The organism is Viridibacillus sp. FSL H8-0110, from assembly GCF_038003565.1.
Lineage (GTDB): Bacteria > Bacillota > Bacilli > Bacillales_A > Planococcaceae > Viridibacillus > Viridibacillus arenosi.
The window spans coordinates 4024260-4045477 of sequence record NZ_JBBOPJ010000001.1 but is presented as its reverse complement, the minus strand read 5'-3'; the positions used below and the strand labels follow the sequence as shown (position 1 = coordinate 4045477).

At 36.8% G+C, this 21218-nt stretch carries 19 protein-coding genes and 1 riboswitch; of the genes, 9 read left to right on the top strand and 10 right to left on the bottom strand.

The annotated features are described in order from the left end of the window. The first annotated feature begins 61 nt into the window (after window positions 1-61). Both MHH98_RS20005 and MHH98_RS20000 read left to right on the top strand, forming a co-directional pair. Window positions 62-1153: an LLM class flavin-dependent oxidoreductase gene (locus MHH98_RS20005; RefSeq protein ID WP_076034254.1), complete on the top strand. Its 1092-nt coding sequence runs from the start codon at window positions 62-64 to the stop codon at window positions 1151-1153. A gap of 33 nt (window positions 1154-1186) precedes the next feature. Further along, the gene (locus MHH98_RS20000) at window positions 1187-2125 is read left to right on the top strand and encodes an alpha/beta hydrolase (RefSeq protein ID WP_340713423.1); all 939 of its coding nucleotides are present in this window, start codon (window positions 1187-1189) and stop codon (window positions 2123-2125) included. 432 nt (window positions 2126-2557) lie between these two features. Here the strand turns inward: MHH98_RS20000 and MHH98_RS19995 are convergent, their stop codons facing one another. Genes MHH98_RS19995 through MHH98_RS19985 form a run of 3 tightly spaced genes read right to left on the bottom strand, consistent with a single transcriptional unit; the run spans window position 2558 to window position 5467 of the window. After that, entirely contained in the window at window positions 2558-3529 is a 972-nt protein-coding gene (locus MHH98_RS19995; protein ID WP_076034256.1) for a DMT family transporter, read from the bottom strand. Window positions 3530-3554: 25 nt separating this feature from the next. After that, window positions 3555-4781 (bottom strand): peptidase T, encoded by a 1227-nt coding sequence (gene pepT, locus MHH98_RS19990; protein ID WP_038180415.1) that lies wholly within the window; start codon window positions 4779-4781, stop codon window positions 3555-3557. A 35-nt stretch (window positions 4782-4816) separates the two neighbouring features. Continuing rightward, window positions 4817-5467: a lysoplasmalogenase gene (locus tag MHH98_RS19985; protein WP_038180413.1), complete on the bottom strand. Its 651-nt coding sequence runs from the start codon at window positions 5465-5467 to the stop codon at window positions 4817-4819. A 124-nt stretch (window positions 5468-5591) separates the two neighbouring features. Here MHH98_RS19985 and MHH98_RS19980 point away from each other — a divergent pair, with 124 nt between their 5' ends. Next, a complete protein-coding gene (locus MHH98_RS19980) occupies window positions 5592-7277 on the top strand; it encodes a hypothetical protein (RefSeq protein ID WP_340711636.1) in 1686 nt (561 codons plus the stop codon). 167 nt (window positions 7278-7444) lie between these two features. Here MHH98_RS19980 and MHH98_RS19975 read toward each other — a convergent pair whose 3' ends face one another. After that, on the bottom strand, window positions 7445-8176 hold the full coding sequence (locus MHH98_RS19975) for an NADPH-dependent oxidoreductase (RefSeq protein ID WP_076034258.1): 732 nt from the start codon (window positions 8174-8176) through the stop codon (window positions 7445-7447). Window positions 8177-8375: 199 nt separating this feature from the next. Further along, window positions 8376-8489, top strand: a riboswitch (SAM riboswitch). Between the two features lie 116 nt (window positions 8490-8605). Between MHH98_RS19975 and MHH98_RS19970 the strand changes: the two genes are divergently transcribed. Both MHH98_RS19970 and MHH98_RS19965 read left to right on the top strand, forming a co-directional pair. Continuing rightward, window positions 8606-9901 carry an O-acetylhomoserine aminocarboxypropyltransferase/cysteine synthase family protein gene (locus MHH98_RS19970; protein WP_038180408.1) on the top strand — a complete coding sequence of 432 codons (1296 nt, stop codon included), beginning with the start codon at window positions 8606-8608 and terminating at the stop codon, window positions 9899-9901. Between the two features lie 549 nt (window positions 9902-10450). Continuing rightward, window positions 10451-11434 (top strand): homoserine dehydrogenase, encoded by a 984-nt coding sequence (locus tag MHH98_RS19965; protein WP_076034260.1) that lies wholly within the window; start codon window positions 10451-10453, stop codon window positions 11432-11434. A gap of 131 nt (window positions 11435-11565) precedes the next feature. Here the strand turns inward: MHH98_RS19965 and MHH98_RS19960 are convergent, their stop codons facing one another. Then, window positions 11566-11796, bottom strand: a complete 231-nt coding sequence (locus MHH98_RS19960; protein ID WP_038180403.1) for a hypothetical protein — start codon at window positions 11794-11796, stop codon at window positions 11566-11568. A 113-nt stretch (window positions 11797-11909) separates the two neighbouring features. On the opposite strand from MHH98_RS19960, the gene MHH98_RS19955 reads away from it, so the two are divergent. The 4 genes from MHH98_RS19955 to MHH98_RS19940 all read left to right on the top strand — a co-directional run bounded on the left by MHH98_RS19955 (window position 11910) and on the right by MHH98_RS19940 (window position 16505). After that, window positions 11910-12788 (top strand): EamA family transporter, encoded by an 879-nt coding sequence (locus MHH98_RS19955; protein WP_179078265.1) that lies wholly within the window; start codon window positions 11910-11912, stop codon window positions 12786-12788. A gap of 636 nt (window positions 12789-13424) precedes the next feature. Further along, the gene (locus tag MHH98_RS19950; RefSeq protein WP_038180399.1) at window positions 13425-14117 is read left to right on the top strand and encodes a response regulator transcription factor; all 693 of its coding nucleotides are present in this window, start codon (window positions 13425-13427) and stop codon (window positions 14115-14117) included. After that, window positions 14095-14268 carry a hypothetical protein gene (locus MHH98_RS19945; RefSeq protein ID WP_155981161.1) on the top strand — a complete coding sequence of 58 codons (174 nt, stop codon included), beginning with the start codon at window positions 14095-14097 and terminating at the stop codon, window positions 14266-14268. The genes MHH98_RS19950 and MHH98_RS19945 overlap by 23 nt, the downstream gene beginning before the upstream one ends. 2 nt (window positions 14269-14270) lie before the next feature. Next, window positions 14271-16505, top strand: coding sequence for a HAMP domain-containing sensor histidine kinase (locus tag MHH98_RS19940; protein ID WP_038180397.1), 2235 nt, complete (start codon window positions 14271-14273; stop codon window positions 16503-16505). Window positions 16506-16548: 43 nt separating this feature from the next. On the opposite strand, the gene MHH98_RS19935 is transcribed toward MHH98_RS19940, so the two are convergent. The 5 genes from MHH98_RS19935 to MHH98_RS19915 form a co-directional block, all read right to left on the bottom strand. Beyond that, window positions 16549-17844 carry a helix-turn-helix transcriptional regulator gene (locus tag MHH98_RS19935; RefSeq protein WP_340711635.1) on the bottom strand — a complete coding sequence of 432 codons (1296 nt, stop codon included), beginning with the start codon at window positions 17842-17844 and terminating at the stop codon, window positions 16549-16551. 232 nt (window positions 17845-18076) lie between these two features. Beyond that, entirely contained in the window at window positions 18077-18706 is a 630-nt protein-coding gene (locus tag MHH98_RS19930; RefSeq protein ID WP_038180393.1) for a response regulator, read from the bottom strand. Then, entirely contained in the window at window positions 18681-19739 is a 1059-nt protein-coding gene (locus MHH98_RS19925; RefSeq protein ID WP_038180392.1) for a sensor histidine kinase, read from the bottom strand. The genes MHH98_RS19930 and MHH98_RS19925 overlap by 26 nt, the downstream gene beginning before the upstream one ends. Next, a complete protein-coding gene (gene liaF / locus MHH98_RS19920) occupies window positions 19736-20437 on the bottom strand; it encodes a cell wall-active antibiotics response protein LiaF (protein ID WP_038180390.1) in 702 nt (233 codons plus the stop codon). The genes MHH98_RS19925 and liaF overlap by 4 nt, the downstream gene beginning before the upstream one ends. 111 nt (window positions 20438-20548) lie before the next feature. After that, on the bottom strand, window positions 20549-21211 hold the full coding sequence (locus MHH98_RS19915; protein ID WP_076065524.1) for a PspA/IM30 family protein: 663 nt from the start codon (window positions 21209-21211) through the stop codon (window positions 20549-20551). Window positions 21212-21218 lie beyond the last annotated feature (7 nt).

Genomic DNA, 21218 nt, shown 5'->3' with positions numbered 1-21218 from the left:
CCATAAAGGAAATGACTAATTTTTTAGGCTTAAAATCTAATTAAACTAGGAGAGATAACAAATGGAAATAGGTATTACGTCTTTTGTAGAAACGAAACCAGATGTTCATAGTGGCGAAGTGATAAGTCACGCACAGCGATTGCGTGAAGTTGTCGAAGAAATCGTTCTTGCTGATCAAGTAGGACTTGATGTGTTTGGCGTTGGTGAGCACCATAGGAAGGATTATGCAGCATCCTCTCCAGCGATGGTTCTGTCAGCGGCGGCACCACAAACGGAAAAGATACGGCTCACGAGTGCAGTAACCGTGCTTTCTTCAGCAGATCCTGTGCGCGTTTTTCAGGATTTTTCTACACTGGATGGCATTTCAAATGGACGCGCAGAGATTATGGCGGGTCGTGGTTCCTTTATTGAATCCTTTCCATTGTTTGGCTATAACTTGAATGACTATGATGAACTGTTTGAAGAACATTTGGAATTACTGCTCAAAATACGTCAGTCCGAAAAAGTGACTTGGGAAGGCGGACATCGACCAGCAATCAATAATTTAGGTGTGTATCCAAGACCTGTTCAAAATTCTCTACCGATTTGGGTTGGTAGCGGTGGAAATGAGGAGTCTGCTATCCGTGCCGGTCTTCTGGGATTACCACTTATGCTGGCAATTATTGGTGGTAGCCCAATGCAATTTGCACGAATCGTAAAGCTATATAAGAAAGCGGCGGCTCACGCTGGTCATGATGTATCAAAACTTCAGGTGGGATCTCATTCGATAGGATTTGTTGGAGAGAATACGGAATTGGCAGCAGATACATTTTTCCCATCCACTCAGGCAGGCATGAATAAACTTGGCAAAGAGCGGGGCTGGCCTTATTATGATCGTTCCAGCTTTGATGCTGCACGCAGTTTTGAAGGGGCATTGTATGTTGGTGATCCAGATACAGTCGCCGAAAAAATCATCCATCTTCGTAAGCATGTAGGGATTACACGCTTTATGATGTATGTTCCGTTAAGTACAATGCCACATAATCAAGTCATGCGTGCCATAGAATTGCTTGGAACAGAAGTTGCCCCTCGTGTACGGGAGGAAATTGCCAAATGGGAAGCTGAAGGAGAACAGGAGACACATCCAGTCCGTGAATCATTCAATAAGGAATGATTGAAGTCTCATTATCTAACTGGAGGAATTTATATGAAAATTGACAGTAGAGTATTACCAGAATTAAAACAGGCTTTCTCACAATTTCCAGGCTTTCAATTAGCGGAGAATTTAGAGTCGAGTCGAAGTTTCTTGTCGAATCCACATTTGGAAAAATCAAAATTTGTACTCATGACCAATCGAACGATTCCTGGCGCTGCGGGCGAGATGTTAGTTAAAATTTACGAACCCGTTGAGAAAAATCTTGATAAACTTCCAGCTATGCTGTGGATTCACGGTGGCGGATACGTAATGGGACACCCCGATATGGACGATGTTTTGTGTGAACGCTTTGTTCAGACTGCTAAATGCGTTGTTGTGTCTGTCGATTATCGACTTGCTCCCGAACATCAATATCCAGCGGCTATCGAAGATTGTTATGCAGGATTGGTTTGGATGACAAATGAGGCAGACTCGCTTGGCATTGATGTGAATCGAGTTGCGATCGCCGGTGCAAGTGGAGGCGGCGGACTAACAGCAGCGCTTGCGATAATGGCTCGTGATAAAGGAGGTCCATCTATTATATTCCAGATGCCGCTGTATCCGATGCTTGACAACCGCAACATAACACCATCAAGCTATGAGATTACAGAAGACCACGCAACATGGAATAGAGCAAACAATTCAACGGCTTGGAGTATGTACTTGGGCAAGGAGAACGATTCCAACGAGGTATCTCCCTACGCTGTACCTTCGAGAGCAGACAACTTAGCGGGGCTACCGCCAACTTATACATGTGTAGGTCAACTCGATTTATTCCGAGATGAAACCATTGAATATGTAACACGACTAGCACAAGCAGGAGTAGACGTTGAATTTCAACTCTACCCTGGCTGCTTCCATTGCTTTGAGGTATTTGTGCCTGAAGCCGAAGTGAGTCAGCGTGCCAGTCAGAACTATTTGGACGCGATGGCACGGGCACTTCATCCATAATTTATCTATCTGACTGTGGATGATTCTGCTTATAATCGTAAAATGGAGATTATAAGCATTATTTACACTTTTATTAGTAAGTTTAGGAATTTATTTATCAATTCTTTTCAATTTAAAAAGTATTAAGAAAGTAATTTCTATTGTTATATTAAATTGTATTGGGATTGAGATGTTACACCTTTTATTTGAAGATCTTGGTTTGGTTATAGGAGGCTTTAATATTCTTACAATTATTTATTTGTGGCTTAATATTTTTGGAGGGATTCTTGGACTTTTGTTAGCAGGATTAACAATAAAAATTATTAATTCATATAAATATACAAATAAAATTAAAGCGAAATTATTAAACTAACGGGGTGCTTTAGTTTAAAAAAAGGAAAGAGCGTTACATATTAGTCATATAAAATATGTAACGCTCTTTTATTTATCTTTTTAATTTAGTTCTTGATAATTTCGGACAGTGGGCATTTGTTTTTTCTTCATCAACATTGTGTAATAGCTATGTAAGAACATTCCAATGATGATAATAGCTAAGCCGAATAGGGCGAGTGGCTCTGGTAAAGGAATACCTAAGATAATCATCTCTCCTACAATAACGAATAGTATTTCAGTCGATTGTGTTGCTTCAACGGCTGCAAGTTTTCCTTGGTTATTACGGACGCGATCTGTTGCGATAAAGAAAAGAATAGTCGCAATAACACCTGAGCTAATCCCAACAAGAAGTGAATTAATTACTTGGCTAGCAGAAGGCAACCCGACTGTTATTAGAGCAATAACAGCTAATATAATCCAAGCAGGAAGGGAAGCGATGGTCATGCCGAGAACCCTTTGGAAGGTATCTAAACGACCATCACACACATCCATCATCTTACGATTTCCAAGTGGATAAGCAAACGCTGCAACAATAACCGGCAAGATGCCTAACATTAAGCTTTCAATAGAAACTGTTTTAGCACTAGGGATTTGAATTAATATAATCCCAACTAAAATAATGCACGATATAAGCAATGACACGATAGGAATCTTCTGTCGTATTGTTTTCTCACCAAGTCGTATGAAGAAAAGAGGTGCTAATAATACTCCTGCAACAATTGTAAATTGCCATGTTCCCGATACGAGCCAACCAGGTCCATAAGCAGCCGCGAATGTTAACGGTGCATAAAATAGGACAAAGCCAACAAAGCTCCATAATAGCCAAACTTTAGGTCGTTTTTTCATTTCCTTTGTCATTGGTTGTATGCCTTTACGGTACATCACAATAACGAGTAAAAAGGGAATCATGAAAAAGTAACGTAATGATGAGCTCCATAGCCAGCTACCACCATCTAACTCCATTACTCGATTTAATATAAAAGTTACAGCAAAAAATAATGACGCTAAAACACCTAAAGCAATTTCTTTCAAAATATCACCTACCTATAAATACGCTTTATGCTCGTTGCTCAAATAATTGGACAATTTCGATGATAACTTCAGTAGCTTTAACCATCGTCTCAGCAGAAACATACTCGAATCGTCCATGCATATTCTCGCCGCCAGCGAAGATATTCGGAGTAGGCATTCCCATATACGAGAGTTGGGACCCATCTGTACCACCACGAACTGGCAAAATTAAAGGTTTGATATTTAGGTTTTCCATTGCTTTAAAGGCTACATCAACAATATCTTTTTGTGGTTCAATTTTTTCAGCCATATTATAGTATTGATCTGCTATTTCAACTGTAATGGCATCTTCACCGAACTCAGCTTTAATTTTGGCTTCAACTTCTTTAAATAATTGTTTTCTTGATTCAAATTCTTCACGGTCAAAGTATCGAATGATATAAGAAAGTCTTGCTTCTTCGATATGGGCGTTGAAGTTCATTAGATGAATGAATCCTTCATGACCAGATGTTTTTTCGGGTACTTCATCTGCAGGCATATAAGATTGGAATTTAATAGCCATTGTAATAGCGTTGACCATTTTATCTTTGGCAGAGCCTGGGTGTACACTTACGCCGAAAGTTTTAACTTTTACTCCAGCTGCGTTGAAGCTCTCATATTGTAATTCACCTAAAGGACCACCATCCATTGTATAAGCGAAATCAGCATTAAATGCTTCAACATCAAATTTATGTGGCCCACGGCCGATTTCTTCATCAGGTGTGAAGGCAACTCGGATTTTACCGTGTTTAATATCTGGATTAGAAATTAAATATTCCATAGCTGTCATGATTTCAACAATACCTGCTTTATCATCAGCACCAAGTAAAGTAGTACCATCAGTAGTAATCAATGTTTGCCCTACATAATTGGCAAGCTCTGGTGAATTTTTCGGAGATAGAACTGTATTTTCATTTAATTGAATATCTCCACCGTCGTAATTGTCATGACGCTGTGGTTTAACATTTGTACCAGTATAGTCTGTAGTAGTATCAACGTGCGCTAGAAAACCAATTGTTGGTAATTGTTTATCTGAATTAGCTGGTAGTGTAGCAAATAGGTAGCCATTTTCATCAAGAGAGATTTCAGTCATACCGATTTCGGCTAATTCCTTCTCAAGTACATGTAGTAAATCCCATTGTTTTTCAGTTGATGGAGTTGTTTCGCTTTCAGCATCAGATTGTGTATCAATTTGTGCATAACGTACTAGTCTTTCAATCACTGTTTCTTTCATATTGGAATATCCCCCTTATTGTAAAAGCATTGTCACTATTCTAACACTTTCTTTCGGATGACGGAATAATAAGAAATACTAATAGCAAACAATAGCTGTGCACCGTAATAGCTCACCATAATAAGTGCATGAGAAAAAGGTACATCAGTAATGAACATATTAATCGATAATATTGAATCTGAGAAAATAAATGATAGTGCCCCTATTGTAGCAAGCTTCGAGTTTGTCTGAATAGCTGTCCATCCCATTGTTAAAATAACAGTGATATATGCGATAACAGCAACACCTAATATGATGTCTCCAGATTTAAAGACAGTCCCAGCAATCCAAATAACCATAAACCCTCCATAAAGTAATAAAAGGGTAGCTGCAGGTCTAGCAATTATTTTTTCTTTAAGTTGTACAAATGCAACGATGTAGCAAATGTGACCGATTAAAAAACTAGTTAAACCAAATAAAAACCATTGGAGTGTTGCGTCACCAATCATACAAAAGAGTAATCCAAGTAGTAACCATTTTTTATAACTTGTATTAGGCGATGCTTTTTGAAACGAAGCTAACCAAATAATTAGAAGCATTGGAACTACTTTAAAGCTTAGTTTCACTGTAACAGGCTCAGCAGGTATAAAGAAAATATAAATGATGCCTAATAGAATGATTAAGCTAATGAGAATTTTTTGTTTCATATTCTCACCTCCCTTCATTAAAGAGTATTCTTGCCTAAAATAAATAAAACCTTTCTAATATAAAATATAACTGAAACTTTCTGAAGATTGTATCGTAAAATAGATATGTGAAAGGATGATCAAAATGATTGCTACATTAATAATGTCGGCGATAGTTGCAGCAGTAGCTGGACTATTAATCGTACCGATAACAAGTAAAACAAAAGATGGAGATTTGAAAGCTAAATTCAAAATCCAATTCTTTATTTTCGTATTCATAGTTGCATTTATAGCGACAGCAACAATTTACTATGTTCTAATAATTGATCAAAATTGGACGCTTTTATGGCCAGTGATAATTGTTTTAACAGCGCTTGGAGCTTGGTCTGCAAGTGGTATGGAGCGTAATTTAAAAGGTATTCTGTTTTTAGGAAGCTTAGGTTTTGGTGTATATATTTTGGCAGCGCCATTATTTAATGCGAATGAAAAATACACATCAGCTGAAATGACACAAAAAGTGGAACTGAAGGCATTTGATGAAACAAAAACACCTGCAAGCGTACCGCCAAAATTTGCTCGTAATAAAATGAAAAAGGCTTTTAGCCAAGTACCAAATACAAGCTACTATGAATTAGGTAGTTTGCAAATTCAGAAGGTTAACGGCGAATTTGTGTATATTGCGCCTGTTGAATTCTCAGGCTTCTTTAAATGGACGAAAGGGAAAGTGACACCAGGTTATTTTAAAATGAGTGCTACAGATTCTTCAGATAATCCAAAGTTCATCAAATCAGAAATGAAATATACGACTTCTTCATTTTTAAACAATAATGTTGAGCGTCATATTCGTTTAGAAAATCCAACGAAAATTTTCTACGGTGAGCCTCAACTTGAAGTTGATGATAATGGTAAACCATATTATATTCGTTCATATGGGAAATTCATCACAGCGCGTAACGGCTTTGATGCAGAAGGTATTATTATGGTTGATGCAAAAACAGGTAAATCTCAGACATTTGCTTTAAAAGATGTTCCAACATTTATCGACGGTGCAGTTTCACCGGAAGCAGTTAGCCTTCAAAATAGCTATTTTGGTAACTATGTTCACGGTTTCTGGAATAGTAAATTTGGAAAAAAAGATGTGAAATTACCTTCGGATGAAGGAACGGAAGCTAATGTTAGCCCAATCTTTGATGAAAATGGTGATATGTACTACTTCACAGATTTTACAAGTCCTAAAGAAGGTGTCGATTCAATGCTCGGTTATTCATTAACAAATGGCCGCACTGGAGAGGCAACGTATTACACGGGCAACCAAGAGGAAGCGTACATGGATTCTCAAGGAGCATTACAAATAATCGAAAAGAAATTTATCGAGAAAAAGTGGCATGGTCAAATGCCAATCATCTACAACTTCTATGGTGAAGCAAGCTGGTTAACACCAGTGCTCGATTCAAACGGTTTCTTACAAAATTATTTCATCGTCTCAGCTGCTAATCCTGAGCTTTCAGTTTCAGGAGCTACTCCAAATGAGGCATTAAGACAATATAAAGCTATCCTAAGTCGTGGAGGCAGTTCTGTAAATGGTAGCTCTAAACAAGAGCAAGCAACCATTAAAGGGAAAATTGTCCGCGTTTATAAAGAGAAAAGTGGCGACTTCACAACAGTATCGTTTATGTTAGATAACAAAGACAACTATAGCGTGAGCTCAGAAGTTGTACCATTAGCTATTTATCTACAAGAAGGTGACACAGTCGAAGTGAAATATATCAACTCAGGCGAAGTTTTCCTACCTGTAAAAGAGCTAGTAATCGAAGGTTTAGTCAAAGAATAAAATGAAATGCCTACCTGTCACTAAATAGTGGCAGGTTTTTTAATGGGATTATGAATAGTAATTTATCAAAGTGAAGGAGAAGAGGCGTAGTAAAACAACTTATAATAGGTTGAACTCATGCAAAAAAACTCTAAAACTAGGTATCCCTAATTTTAGAGTTTTCTTTATTACTTCCAAGTGAAGCCTTTCTGTGCTAAAAATTCATTGATATGTGGTCGACGCTGTTCTATTAAGAAATCCGCCATTTGTTTTGTCCAATTGGCCATTTTACGATTAGACCCGCGGCTTGCATAGTAGTCTTCCATTGTTGCATCATACTCATCTAACAATGTATCATATCGATCTACATCATAATTGTTTTCATGTAGTATAGCTTGAACTGGTAATCGAGGTTTTGTTTCATTACGCTTTGTAGGTACACCAATCGTCATAGCAAATAACGGGAATACATATTCAGGAAGACCAAATAATTCACTAATTTCTTTTGGATTATTACGCGCTCCACCAATATAACAGATACCGTAACCTTGGTCTTCAGCTGCAATAACGAAGTTTTGAGCGAAAAGAGCAACATCTGCTACACCTACAAGTACGTTCTCTGCAGAATCAGCAATAATTTCTACACCATTTTTTTGGCCCGCAACTTGCAGTCGTTTAAAATCTACACAAAATAAAAACGAAGCACCCGCTGTTCCAAATTGGAATTCATTATTCGAAAGTTCTCCAAGTTTTTTCTTTTTATCTTCATCTGTAACCCAAATGACACTATATGCTTGTACAAAATGAGAGCTCGCTGCCATTTGTGCTGTTTCAATTAAATCGACAACTACTTCTTTAGAAATAAGTTCTCCTGTATATTTACGCACAGAAGCGTGACTACGTAGTAATTCTCTTGTCATTATCCGAAACCCCTTTGCCAAATAATATATATTTACTGTCTATCTTTAGGCTAACATATTTTAAAGTCTACTTAAATTAAATTCATCTATCTAAAAATTGTATCTATTAAATTTAATGTTCAGAAAAAACAAATAAAAGTATTGACATTAGTTTGATTTATCTTCTATACTTGTCAACAAGATGGAACTGAATCAAATACTCTTATCAAGAGCGGCGGAGGGATAGGCCCTGCGATGCCCAGCAACCGGTGAGTGACGAACTCACAATGGTGCTAATTCCTACAGATTTTTAATCGGATCTGACAGATAAGGGGAGGAAAAATTGCTTATGCAACCCTCTTCTTAGCGAAGAGGGTTTTTATTTTTCCAAAAAATCCTCCTCACACCTCCGATTTGCCATCTCAAAAATACATTTAGGAGGAATGAATGATGACAAATTTACGTCCAGAAACTTTATTATTACACGGTGGCCAAGTAGCAGATCCAACAACAGGTGCTCGTGCTGTACCAATTTATCGTACAACTGCTTATGCTTTTAATAGTACGGAGCATGCTCAAAAACTATTTGCACTTGAAGAACCCGGTAATATTTATTCTCGTATTATGAACCCAACTGTCGATGTATTTGAAAAACGTGTTGCACTATTAGAAGGTGGAACAGCGGCAGTAGCACTATCTTCAGGAATGGCTGCTATTTCATTTTCAATTTTAAATATTGCACGCGCAGGCGATCATATTGTTGCTTCAGGTAGTTTATATGGCGGTACATATAATTTGTTAGCCAATACTTTACCACGCTATGGTATTACAGCCTCATTTGTAGATGAAAGAGATCCAGAAAACTTCCGTACAGCGATTCAAGAAAATACAAAAGCGATTTATGTGGAAACAATAGGTAATCCAAGTTTAACTGTAGTGGATATTGAAGCTTTGGCAAATATCGCACATGAAAATGAGATTCCACTAATTGTTGATAATACATTCCCATCACCATATGGTTCAAATCCAATAGAGTTCGGTGCTGATATTGTAGTGCACTCTGCAACAAAATGGATTGGTGGCCACGGTACAGTAATCGGTGGTGTCGCTGTCGATGCTGGTAAATTTGATTGGACGCAAGGGAAATTCCCTGACTATACAGAACCAGATGCATCTTACCATGGTATTCGCTACGGTGTTGATGCTGCAAGTGCTGCATTCGCAACTCGATTACGCGTTCAATTGTTACGTGATTTTGGTCCAACATTAAGTCCTGACAATGCATTCCAGTTAATTCAAGGTCTTGAAACATTACATTTACGTGTACCACGACATAATGAGAATGCTAAAAAAGTAGCTGAATACTTGCGTGGTCATGAAAATGTTGAGTGGGTTAGTTTCAATGGATTTGAAGACAGTGCAACTCACGAAAATGCGAAAAAGTATTTAAAAAATGGGTTCGGATCAGTATTAACATTCGGTATTAAAGGTGGCCGTGAAGCTGGTCGCCAGTTAATTGATAACATTGAGTTATTCTCGCATGTAGCAAATGTAGGTGATGCGCGTTCATTAATTATCCATCCAGCATCTACAACACACCAACAGTTAAGTGCAGTAGAATTAGTATTAGCGGGTGTTTCTGAAGAGCTTGTACGATTATCAATTGGTTTAGAAGCAATTGAGGATATTATAGAAGCACTAGATAACGCCTTCGCAAAAGTAACAGAAGCTGTTGTTACAAAGTAAGTATTTATTAATGAAGAAAAGGCTAATTCAAGGGATGACGAGGGGCATTATGTCGTCCTTTTTTCTTTTCAAATCGTTATTTTTAAACTAGTAACATTTAATCTGAAATTCCAAAATACAGTTAAAGTGTTGTTATTCTTGGCTTGTGTGACCTTCTGAGAAAAACAATTGTCCTTTCCGGAAAGATTTTTCTTGTAATCTGTTCATTTATAGTCTAGAATCATCAATAAGTAAAAAAATTGAAGTACAGTGTATTAGTAATTGATATAATTGCTAAACGCTATTTGAAAAACTATTCGTAAGGGGATTATGGGGGATATACGCTGTAAAGGGGTTAAATACAGTTGTACAGCAACATAATTAGTAAATATCTTTTCTCTGAATTATTTAGAAGTCAATATCATATGGTGTTGTGCTAGAAAACAAACAGAATTGGAACTACAAAATGATGTTTAACATCTGGCTTTGAAGTCATCAATACTAGATGGAGTTTGAACACAATTTGGAGATTGAATGTAAGATTGCAATTTTATTTTTGGAGGCGATCGTATGGCGGCAGTAAAAGTAGCGATTCTAGGATTTGGTACTGTAGGGCAAGGTATTTATCATATCATTAATGAAAAGCGTGAACAGTTTAAAGAGACATTAGGAGTAGATATTGAAATCGCTAAAATTTTAGTACGTGACGTAACTAAACCACGTTCAAATGCACCACAAGATTTAATAACAGATAACTTTGAAGATATTTTAGCTATTCCAGATTTACAAGTTGTATTTGAAGCAATAGTTGGGGAAGAACCAGCATTTAAATATTCAGCACTTGCAATCGAAAATGGTTGTAACGTAATTACTGCTAACAAAGTAATGTTCTCTAAACATGGTTTAGCTTTGCAAGAAAAAGCGAAGCAATATGGCGTACAAGTGGGCTACGAAGCAACAACTGCTGGTGGCGTTCCTGTTATTAAAACGATGCAAAATATCTTACGTGTAAATGATGTACACCATATTCAAGGAATCTTGAATGGTACATCAAACTACATCTTAACTCAAATGCGTAGTGAAGGATTAGCGTTCGATGATGTATTAAAAGATGCACAAAGCCTAGGTTACGCTGAAGCGGATCCTTATAACGATATTTCTGGTCAAGATGCATTCCGAAAACTTATGATTCTTAGTGCGTTAGCATTTGGTAAACAGCCAAGGTGGGAAGATGTTGATGTAATTGGTATTACAGAAATCACATCTGAGCAAGTAGATGAAGCTTCTGCTAAAGGTTTACGTTACCGTCATGTAGCAGATGTACAGTTAGGTGAAAACGGAGAGTTAATTGCTAAAGTAGGACCTGAACTAGTTGGTCCAGAACATCCACTTTACTCAATCGAGGGTGTTAATAATGCTGTTGCTCTTGATACAAACTACATTGGGACCCTAACTCTTGTAGGGCCAGGAGCAGGAATGTTCCCAACTGCAAGTGTGATGGTTGAAGATTACGCAGACATGTTAGCTAAACAAACAGCACCTGTTACAATCTAAATATAAATTGGAGCTGCAATCAGTTGCTAGCTTCTACATATCGCAAACACCAGTGGCTATTGTAAAAGCCATTGGTGTTTTAATTTTCTTTCAATATAATGCAAAACAAAAAGACAGCTCTTGGCTGTCTTTTAGTCCTCATCTTTAATATCAATGTCTTCTGGAATCGGCGTGTTCTTCCAAATCTCAATTTCTTCTTTGATACGTTCAAGTTGTTCATGGAAACGCTCAAATTGGTCACTGCTGATTAAAAATTGTTCGCCATCGTGAACCGCATGAATGCGACCTTCTAGGATGTAACGCATCACTTGTTGCTCTGGCATTGAGATATCTTTCGCTGTATCTGTAACAGTTTTGTACATAGATCAATGCCTCCTTTTGCCTTCATTATAATAGAAGAAACCGTCTGCCTCAACTTTCAGAATTTATGGTATATTTATGAAAAGATACATAAGGAGTGAGCAGTTAAGTGAGTATATTACCCTATGCTTTTGTATTATTGGCAGCTGTTTTATGGGGGACAGTTGGTACTACACAGACATTTTTAACAGATGGTATTAATCCTCTTACTGTTGCTATGATGCGATCAGCAGTTGGTGGCGGCACTTTACTGATCATAGCTACTTTAATGAGAAAGATAAAATTTCGTCATTGGGCTTGGAAGTATACTTTTTTTGCAGCACTATCGATGGCTCTATTTCAACCGCTATTTTTTTCATCGGTACGTTTGACAGGTGTAGCCATTGGAACTGTCGTAACGATTGGAAGTTCGCCAGTATTTGCAGGTTTAATTGATTGGCTTTATTTCAAAAATAAGCCGACGCGCACATGGGGAGTAGCTACATTACTTGCTATAGTTGGATGTGTATTATTGTTTGTGAACAAAGGAGAGGCAACTATCAATCCGATTGGTATTGCCATGGCTCTATGTGCAGGAACAGCTTTTGCAATTTATACACATGTGAGCAAGGCATTAATGGAAAAAGAAGAAGCGATGCCAGCAGTGGCTATGACATTCTCAATCAGTGCGTTATTATTGTGTCCAATCTCATTAATATATGGAATTGAATGGGTCGGACAAGGCGCAAACTGGCTACCATTAGCATTCATGGGCGTTTTCGGTACTAGTATCGCGTATTTGTTATTCTTAACGGGCTTGCAAAAAATATCATCATCTTCAGCGGTGACACTGTCACTTGGAGAACCATTAACGGCTACTATACTCGGTGTATTTCTAGTAGGTGAGTATCTAAGTGTAACGTCATGGTTTGGTGTTGCGATGCTACTCGGTGGTATTTTAGTTATTACATTTGGTGGTCGTGTTAAAAAGGTTAATAAAATTTTAGCTACTTAGTTAAGGCTAAGTAGCTTTTTTGTGGGGAAAATGAAGTATAGATATGAGTAGCATGAGCTATTTTCGGTATTATGGTAGCGGATTAGGACGTGAATATTCTGCTAAATAACAAAGGGCCGAGTTAGCGCAACAAACAATCGAGTTAATGCAACAAACAGCTGAGTTAGTGCAACAAACAATCGAGTTAGTGCAACAAACAATCGAGATAGTACAACAAACAACTGAGTTAGTGCAACAAACAAGTGTTTATCAAGATATCCAGCTTCAGGCGCTAGCTGCTCGGGTCGTTTCAGTCGGGCGCTCAAAGTCTAAGAGCGACTTTGGCTTTCGCCTTCTAACGACCGCGCAGCTGAACGAGCGCCTTCAGCATTTAGATAGATATCCAGCTTCAGGCGCTAGCTGCCCGGGTCGTTTCAGTCGGGCGCTCAAAGTCTAAGAGCGACTTTGGCTTCCGCCTTCTAACGACCTCGCAGCTGAACGAGCGCCTTCAGCATTTAATATAAACCTTAAGAATTTCTTCATTTTTGTGATAAGGTGGTCTTAAGATTTGATGTGTATTATAAATGTTATAGAACTACGAGATTAATGAATGAGTAAAATATATCTTTGAATTTGTTGAGGGATGAGGTGCGAGAGATGGCTGAGTATACGGTACTTGTGACGGATGATGACCAGGATATTCGTGATGGGATTGAGATTTATTTGAAAAATGAGGGCTACAACGTAATAAAGGCAGCGGACGGACTTGAGGCGTTGGAGATACTTTCAGAAAATGAAGTACATTTAATAATTTTAGATATTATGATGCCTAAAATGGATGGGATAACTGCGACATTTAAAATTCGCGAGGAGCGTAACATTCCTATTATTATGTTGAGTGCAAAGGTGGAGGATTCGGATAAAATACATGGTTTGTCCGTCGGGGCCGATGATTATGTGACGAAGCCATTTCATCCGATGGAGCTTGTGGCGCGTGTGAAATCGCAAATGCGTCGTTATGTGAAACTTGGAACGTATAATGAGCAACAATCGAAAATTGCTGTGCAAGGTTTAGTGCTGGATCAGGAATCGAAAGAAGTAACACTTGATGGGGAGTCAGTAAAACTAACCCCAATTGAGTTTAAGATAACTGAACTATTAATGACGAATGCCGGTCGTGTATTTTCGATTCAGGAAATTTACGAGCGCGTTTGGAACGAGCCTGCATACAATGCGGAAAACATAGTGGCCGTGCATATTCGGAAGATAAGAGAAAAAATTGAAGTGGATCCAAAAAATCCGCGTTTTTTAAAGGTGGTGTGGGGCATTGGCTACAAAATCGAGAAATAATAATGCGTTTTTATGGTCAATCCTTGCAATATTTATAGCAGTCATTAGCTTGACGTATTGCTTATCATTTATTTTAGATTTAGTAGATTTAAGCTTTGCAAGAACGACAAGAACATTTGCTCAGCTAACAAGATGGATGGGAGGGGAGTAATAATGAAAAACAATTCTAGAAGGCTTTTTAGTTTGTTTCTACTAACAATTGTTGCGTTCAGTGTTTATTCATTAGTCCAGAAGGGTCAGGAGTATATAGGAAAGGATTATTTTGATTCTGAAACTTTCCAATCTAAGTTATATGAGTTTACAAACAATATCGGCCCTCTTTTGTTAAACCCTATTGATGCTGATGAGGCGAAAAAGGCAATTACTGTGACAGATAATGAAATCGAGGAACATCGCACAAGATATGGTAGTTTAAGCGAACAAATTGAGAATATTAATAGCCAATACGAAGACCGTATTTCTGCAGCAATCGATTCTAAGTCAACAAAAGTGAAAACAGCTTTGATTAAAGAACGCGATGCTAAAATAGATGATATTACGAAAAATTTTGAAGACGATGAGTATATTAAAGCTAAAATTATTGACAGTAAGAAAAGAGCCATAGATGATTACGTGGCAAATGTAAGTAATGAAAAAAGGGATTTATTGAATAACTATCGCTTTTTTGCTTTTAAATTTACTGATGTGGATACACAGAAAACAACTACATTTGGTGATGTAGATAGTCCTGCTGCATTTAGTATTAAATATGGAAAAGGAAGAGAATTACTTAAGTCGAATAGTATTAATAGCAATTATTCAAATTATGATGGAAATCCTTGGTATGATGATTCTGATATTGTATCGACAAGGCTAGAGCCAAGTGATATCGACCAAGCACTTATTGATAAAACGTACCAATACGAAGGGCTAATCACAATTCCAAAGAATGCACTACAATATGCAGAATTTGCTACAGACTATAAAGCATTTAAAACAAATCAAATTTGGTACTCTATTATTTGGGGATTAGGTTTAATAAGCTTAATACTATTAATAGCTTCTTGGAAATCACATAAGAAAGCTATTCTAGAAAGTAATAATGCAACTCACTGGATTCACAAATGGTCGATTGATGTACGAATTATAAGTCTACTTGTTACGATTTGGGCTCTGTTTATAGGTTTGTTATTAGTAGAAGATGGGATTGAATATAGTTATTATCGTATTAGCGTATATCAGTTACTCAGATTTGGCTTTGCTTTTGTAATTTTATATTTAATTATTTGGATATTCCTTGCACAGTTAGTATCTGTTTTAGAAGATCTAAATAGCGAAGAGAAACTTATGAAAGCATATCAGAATAGTTTAGCAAGAAAAACTTTTGAGAAGTTACAGGATTTATTTTTAAATCGTAGCATCGGTTTCCAATCAGTTATTCTACTAGGGATTATTTTCTTAGGGGGATTAGGTCTTGCTGGAGCATTAGTGGCGTGGCACCTATTCCTCATATACATCCCGCTGTTTCTATTCATCCTACTACCAGCGACGCTTCTATTCTTAACACGAATGAGCTATTTAAATCGTATTATGAAAGAAACAGAGCAAATGGCTGCGGGTCGCTTGAGCAATGAAATTAAAATACAAGGTAAGTCAGCACTTGCTTCACATGCCAAAAATTTGAATGATTTACGTGATGGTGTTCGCACGTCGATTTCTGAGCAGGCAAAAAGTGAGCGTCTAAAAACAGAACTAATTACTAATGTTAGTCATGATTTGCGTACACCATTAACATCGATTATTACGTACACTGATTTATTAAAAAAACCAAATGTCACAGAAGAAGAACGCAATTCATATATTGCAATTTTAGATAAAAAATCACAGCGTTTAAAAACACTTATCGAAGATTTGTTTGAAGTATCTAAAATGGCTTCAGGCAACATTGAGCTTCATAAACAACGGGTCGATTTGAATCAGTTGTTACAACAAGCTCTAGCTGAACATGAAGAGGATATAACAAAATCCGCGTTAGATTTCCGTGTGAATACGCCAGATGGGCCGTTACATGCGTACGTTGATGGTCAAAAGTGGTGGAGAGTACTGGATAATTTAATCGTCAACACATTGAAATATGCACTGGAAGGTACACGTGTTTATGTGACACTTCGTCAGCACAATGGAGAAGCAGAATTTGTTATAAAAAATGTAACGAAATATGAGATTGGTGAAAATGTTGAGGAATTATATGAACGATTCAAGCGAGCAGATGCTTCTCGTCATACAGATGGATCAGGTCTTGGCTTAGCTATTGCACAATCGATTGTAGATTTACACGGAGCTCGTATGAAAATTGAAGTAGATGGTGACTTATTTAAAGTTACAGTAAATGTAGTATCCGTTTATTAATAAGAAAACCCAGATTGCAACGACGCAATTTGGGTTTTTACTGTTATGTGAGGTCTTCCCACTTATTAATATACTTTAATTGATACATAGCTTCAGTTGATCTTTGGAAGTAGGAAGCAGCTTTTTTATATTCATGATGCTCATAGAGAATATTGCCTAAAAGAATGGCGTATTTTTGGACGTTTTTAATGTCATTGATTTTTTGGAAATGATCAATTGCATTGGCGATTAGCTTTTCGTCAAAGGAAATTAACTGATGTTTCATTTTAAAAATTTCAAAGTGATACAAATAGGTAGTTGTACTAGTGGTTAATTCATTCTCTTTAATAAGGTCTAGCCCTTTTTCGCACCATATTCGCACATAATCTTCTTGTTTTAATTTTGAGTATTCTTTAATGATTGAATGGATAGTAATGAGAATACTAAGAGGCTCTGTTTTAGCTTTATAACTTTTCTTGTAATAAGTAATAGCTTTTTTTGCATGGCCTTGTAGAGCAAAAATAAAGCCCATATTCTGCGACAGTAGACTATCAAATTGGTGAAGCTGGTGCCTATGGCAGAAGAGAGAAGTATCTTCTAAAATTTGCTCGGCACTAGCATAGTGACCGTTTTGAATGAATGTTGCGGCAATTAATGTTTTACAATCGACAGAGCGGGCAAAGTACCCTAGTGATTCGTAAATAGCACTAGACTTCTTTGCGTAATTAAGCGCGTTTAAGTTTTGGTTTAAGGAATAATAATTTAAAGCTAATGTATAATAATAATCTGCTCTTTCCCAATCTTCTAACTGGATATTAGGTAGTAAATTTATAGATGATTCCAAATAGGAAAGTGCCTTTATATAATTGCTCTTTCTAAAATGATAAATATTGGCATTGACGTTATAGATAAAACTTTGGCGTTCATCTAAATTTTCTTCCATGGCATAAAAGGCTGTTAAAAAGTGTTCTATTTCATTTAGAGGTTGCTTAGAGACTAAAAAAAGTCTAAACAAATACAGATTGTAGTAGTAAAAGTTTTTTGGTTCATCAAACCTAATTTCAAAATTCATATAATGGTTAACTTTTTCCTTAGCAGCTTGCTCGTTACGAGTTAGTACTATAGATTTATAATTTTCATAGAGATTATCCATAATTTGCTCTTCGTTTTCTTCTGAAAAGTAGTTTAAATCGAGCTGTAAGCGCTCAATTAAGCCATTCATTACTTCGGGAGAGGGAGATTTGTTACCATTTTCAATCTTACTTAAATAAGATGTAGAACAAATATCTTCAGCAAGTACTTTTTGTTTCATGTTTTGTTTTATACGTTCGGATTTAATAATTCGCCCAATATTTTGCATATATATACCTTCCATAAATTATACTATTTTGGATATTACACTAATAAAATAATTTTAGAATCGGTAAAAAGAGTGATTTTGTGTGACGAAAATTATGACTTGTAGAGACTATATTCATAAGCGTAGGAAAATTTAGATAATTCCACAAAAAACATAGTATTAAAATATCATATTCTTACTTATTTTCACAAAACAGGGTATTTATTAGATGGATTATTGTGGCCAATATCATTTACTTTACTAAATGATGTTGGAACGCGTATACGACTGCTTGAGTACGATCTTGTACTTCAAGTTTAGCTAATATATTACTGACATGTGTTTTTACTGTTTTTATAGCAATGAAAAGTTCATTTGCAATATCTTGATTTGCCTTTCCTTGAGCAATTAACAGAAGGATTTCGCGCTCACGTTCTGTTAAATCTTCATGAAGAGGACGATCGGTTTGACGTAAACGCTTCATCATTTTGCTCGTTACTTCAGGTTCTAAAACAGGGGTGCCACTTGCAGTTTGGCGGATGGCATCTGCGATTTGCTTTGCATTAGTAGTTTTGAGCAAGTAGCTAATGGCACCAGCTTCTAAAGCTGGGTATACTTTATCGTCATCTAAGAAGCTTGTCACTATCATGATTTTGGCTTGTGGCCACTCTTTAATAATTGCAGCAGTAGCTTCTGCACCTGTCATAATGGGCATGACCATATCCATTAAAATAATATCAGGACGATGTTTTAACGACAGGTCAAACGCCTCTTGACCATTTGTAGCTTCTGCAACTACCTCCATATCAGGTTGTGCTTGAAGATAGGCTGATACACCAATCCGTACCATTTCGTGGTCATCCGCTAATAATATTCGAATCATCTGGTTCATACTCCTTCTCTACTGGAATCTTAACTTCTATTACTGTTCCTTGATTTGGAACGGAAACAATTTTACAAGTACCACCAATTTCGATGGCACGTTCTTCAATGTTTTTTAAACCGTATGAGCCGGCTTTCTCATCAAACTCTTGGAAGCCAACCCCATTGTCTTGTACACGGAAAATAGCAAGATTATCACGTTCTACTAGTAGAATGTCAACTTCAGTTGCTTTTGCATGTCGTAAAGTGTTGGATAGGGTTTCTTGAGCAATTCTAAATAAATGGTCTTCTGCACCTTTTTGTAAAGAAACTTCTTCTAAACGATGATGTATGTTAAAGAAAACCTTTTGTTTTAATTCAAACAGTAAATCTTCAAGACCTTGAGCCAGTGATTTGTTATGCAGGGCGGCTGGTCGTAAATGTAATAATAATGCGCGCATTTCAAGTTGAGCTTGTTGTACAATTGTCTCTGTTTGTTTTAATGGTTTTGTGAAATGTAATGGTAAATCTTCAGGTGCTGTTTCATTGACCGTTGATAACAACATAGAGGCTGCAAATAATTGTTGAGATACAGAATCATGCAATTCCCGAGCAAGTCTTTGTCTTTCTTGGATGATCCGCTCTTGAATTAATTTATCTTCTGCCTCCGCACGTTCATTAGTAATACGCTGAAGACTTTTTCGTTGTGTAATAATTAGGTCTTCAACAGACACAATCGATTTACGAATAATTTTAGATAAATATTTTGTTGAGACAGGTGTTTTCTTCTCCGTTTGTATTAAGGTTTGTAGTACATCTGCTAATTCTTTATCTTTACTTTGAGTCAATGAAATTGACCAAATAGCAACACTAATACTGAATGCACCGAGTAGTGTTAAAATCCACAAACCAAGTGGTAATTCCAAGTAATATAACTTCCATAGAGGGGACCAAGTATCTATTTCAGGTAGCCCCCATAAAATGAAGAGAATAAAAAAAACAATCGCAATTTCGATAAGGAAAATGGATAGAAATCTTGGGAAAAGTGATCTCATTTACGAATCACCTCAACATCACCGAATAGAGTGGATACAGTAATAATCAGCTCAACAGTATGTTCAATCTCTTGATTATAGCCATCCTTCATCGAAATTGTTTTATTCCACAAACGTGGCATTCTGTTTCCGAAAAGCTGAACATCACCAACCATAGTATTAAAATGAATTCGAACGGGAACTTCATATGGTACGGCAATTCTCACTTTTCCAAAGCCTTGACGGACTGATATAAGTGAAGTACCTTTCGGCAAAAGTGTTTGTGTTGTATCAATTGTTAAATCTCCAACGATTCCTTGCACGTGTATATCTTGCCATTCATAAGCATTTGTTGGAGTCTTTTGAAAGGAAAATGCTTTATTTTGAATTATCGGTTGAGCTTCTACTGAATTATAATCAAATTGCTTTGGTAGTGATATTGTGATGGGAGAGCCTTTTTTTAGCTGCCATAAAATATAAATAAGTGTTGCTACGACAAGTAAGCGTAAACTCCACATAGAAAATAATGAAATGATACTAATAATGGTTCCCATCCAAAATAACCATTTTCGACGTTTACTAATACTCATATAAATCATTACGATGCCAAGAAGGGCGAAAATAATGCTGCCATTACCGAAAAACGTCACTTCGATAAAGACAAGCAATAGTGAAATGATAAGTAACATCGTCAGTTTATTTGTTGTAATTTGATTCATATTGTTCCTCCTTCTTCGCATCATAATGTTTATTTAATAGAAAAACTCAAAGGAGAAGGGCATCTGCCTTTCTCCTTTTTAGTATAACTGGCCTTCCAAAGAAGTCTAGTATTAGCTTAATTTTTCTTCATTAATTGCAATCGGTTGTGGCGCATTTTTTTCTAACATTGCTAGTCGTTGCTCCATAGATGAGATTTCGTGCTCTTGATCAATTTTTTGCCCTAGACGCTCAATATAAGCTTCCATAGATTCGAAAGTTTCTAAACGTTTACCGACTTGACCGTTTGTTTCTGGATTTAGAACACGATCCATCTGATTATGGGCACGCGTGACATTTTCTTTCCCCATTAATTGGAGCTGACGGACTTTCATATCTTTAATTTTATGTTTCATTTCTTCGTATTTGCGTTCCAAGCCAAATAATTCTTCAGTTGCTTTGTTAATGCTGTCTTTTAATACGATTTGTCGGTTTGCATAAGCAGACATTTCTTGTTCTGCAAAGCCGATTAAATCTTCTTCGCCACTTAGCTTCGCCAGTTCGGCTTGCTTTTGGCGCTTAATGAACATTTCGATTGCTACTGCTAGTTCGTTTTCAAGTTCTTTTTTTAGAGATGCTTGGCGTTCTAACCATTTACCAGTTTGCTCTGTTTGCTTTTCTGCTTCACGGATATACTGATTTAGCATAGCAATAGGGTTTTTAGCTTCCTTTTTATCAAATACTGAATGTAAGTCGGCCTCAAGAGTATATTTTAAACGTTGTAGTAAGTTTGCCATTTTTAAT

Excerpts from the sequence above, each read along its gene's own strand:
- MHH98_RS20005 (WP_076034254.1), top strand. The coding sequence starts at position 62 with ATGGAAATAGGTATTACGTCTTTTGTAGAAACGAAACCAGATGTTCAT.
- MHH98_RS20000 (WP_340713423.1), top strand. The coding sequence starts at position 1,187 with ATGAAAATTGACAGTAGAGTATTACCAGAATTAAAACAGGCTTTCTCA.
- pepT (WP_038180415.1), bottom strand. The coding sequence starts at position 4,781 with ATGAAAGAAACAGTGATTGAAAGACTAGTACGTTATGCACAAATTGAT.
- MHH98_RS19985 (WP_038180413.1), bottom strand. The coding sequence starts at position 5,467 with ATGAAACAAAAAATTCTCATTAGCTTAATCATTCTATTAGGCATCATT.
- MHH98_RS19980 (WP_340711636.1), top strand. The coding sequence starts at position 5,592 with ATGATTGCTACATTAATAATGTCGGCGATAGTTGCAGCAGTAGCTGGA.
- MHH98_RS19975 (WP_076034258.1), bottom strand. The coding sequence starts at position 8,176 with ATGACAAGAGAATTACTACGTAGTCACGCTTCTGTGCGTAAATATACA.
- MHH98_RS19970 (WP_038180408.1), top strand. The coding sequence starts at position 8,606 with ATGACAAATTTACGTCCAGAAACTTTATTATTACACGGTGGCCAAGTA.
- MHH98_RS19965 (WP_076034260.1), top strand. The coding sequence starts at position 10,451 with ATGGCGGCAGTAAAAGTAGCGATTCTAGGATTTGGTACTGTAGGGCAA.
- MHH98_RS19960 (WP_038180403.1), bottom strand. The coding sequence starts at position 11,796 with ATGTACAAAACTGTTACAGATACAGCGAAAGATATCTCAATGCCAGAG.
- MHH98_RS19950 (WP_038180399.1), top strand. The coding sequence starts at position 13,425 with ATGGCTGAGTATACGGTACTTGTGACGGATGATGACCAGGATATTCGT.
- MHH98_RS19940 (WP_038180397.1), top strand. The coding sequence starts at position 14,271 with ATGAAAAACAATTCTAGAAGGCTTTTTAGTTTGTTTCTACTAACAATT.
- MHH98_RS19935 (WP_340711635.1), bottom strand. The coding sequence starts at position 17,844 with ATGCAAAATATTGGGCGAATTATTAAATCCGAACGTATAAAACAAAAC.
- MHH98_RS19930 (WP_038180393.1), bottom strand. The coding sequence starts at position 18,706 with ATGATTCGAATATTATTAGCGGATGACCACGAAATGGTACGGATTGGT.
- MHH98_RS19925 (WP_038180392.1), bottom strand. The coding sequence starts at position 19,739 with ATGAGATCACTTTTCCCAAGATTTCTATCCATTTTCCTTATCGAAATT.
- liaF (WP_038180390.1), bottom strand. The coding sequence starts at position 20,437 with ATGAATCAAATTACAACAAATAAACTGACGATGTTACTTATCATTTCA.
- MHH98_RS19915 (WP_076065524.1), bottom strand. The coding sequence starts at position 21,211 with ATGGCAAACTTACTACAACGTTTAAAATATACTCTTGAGGCCGACTTA.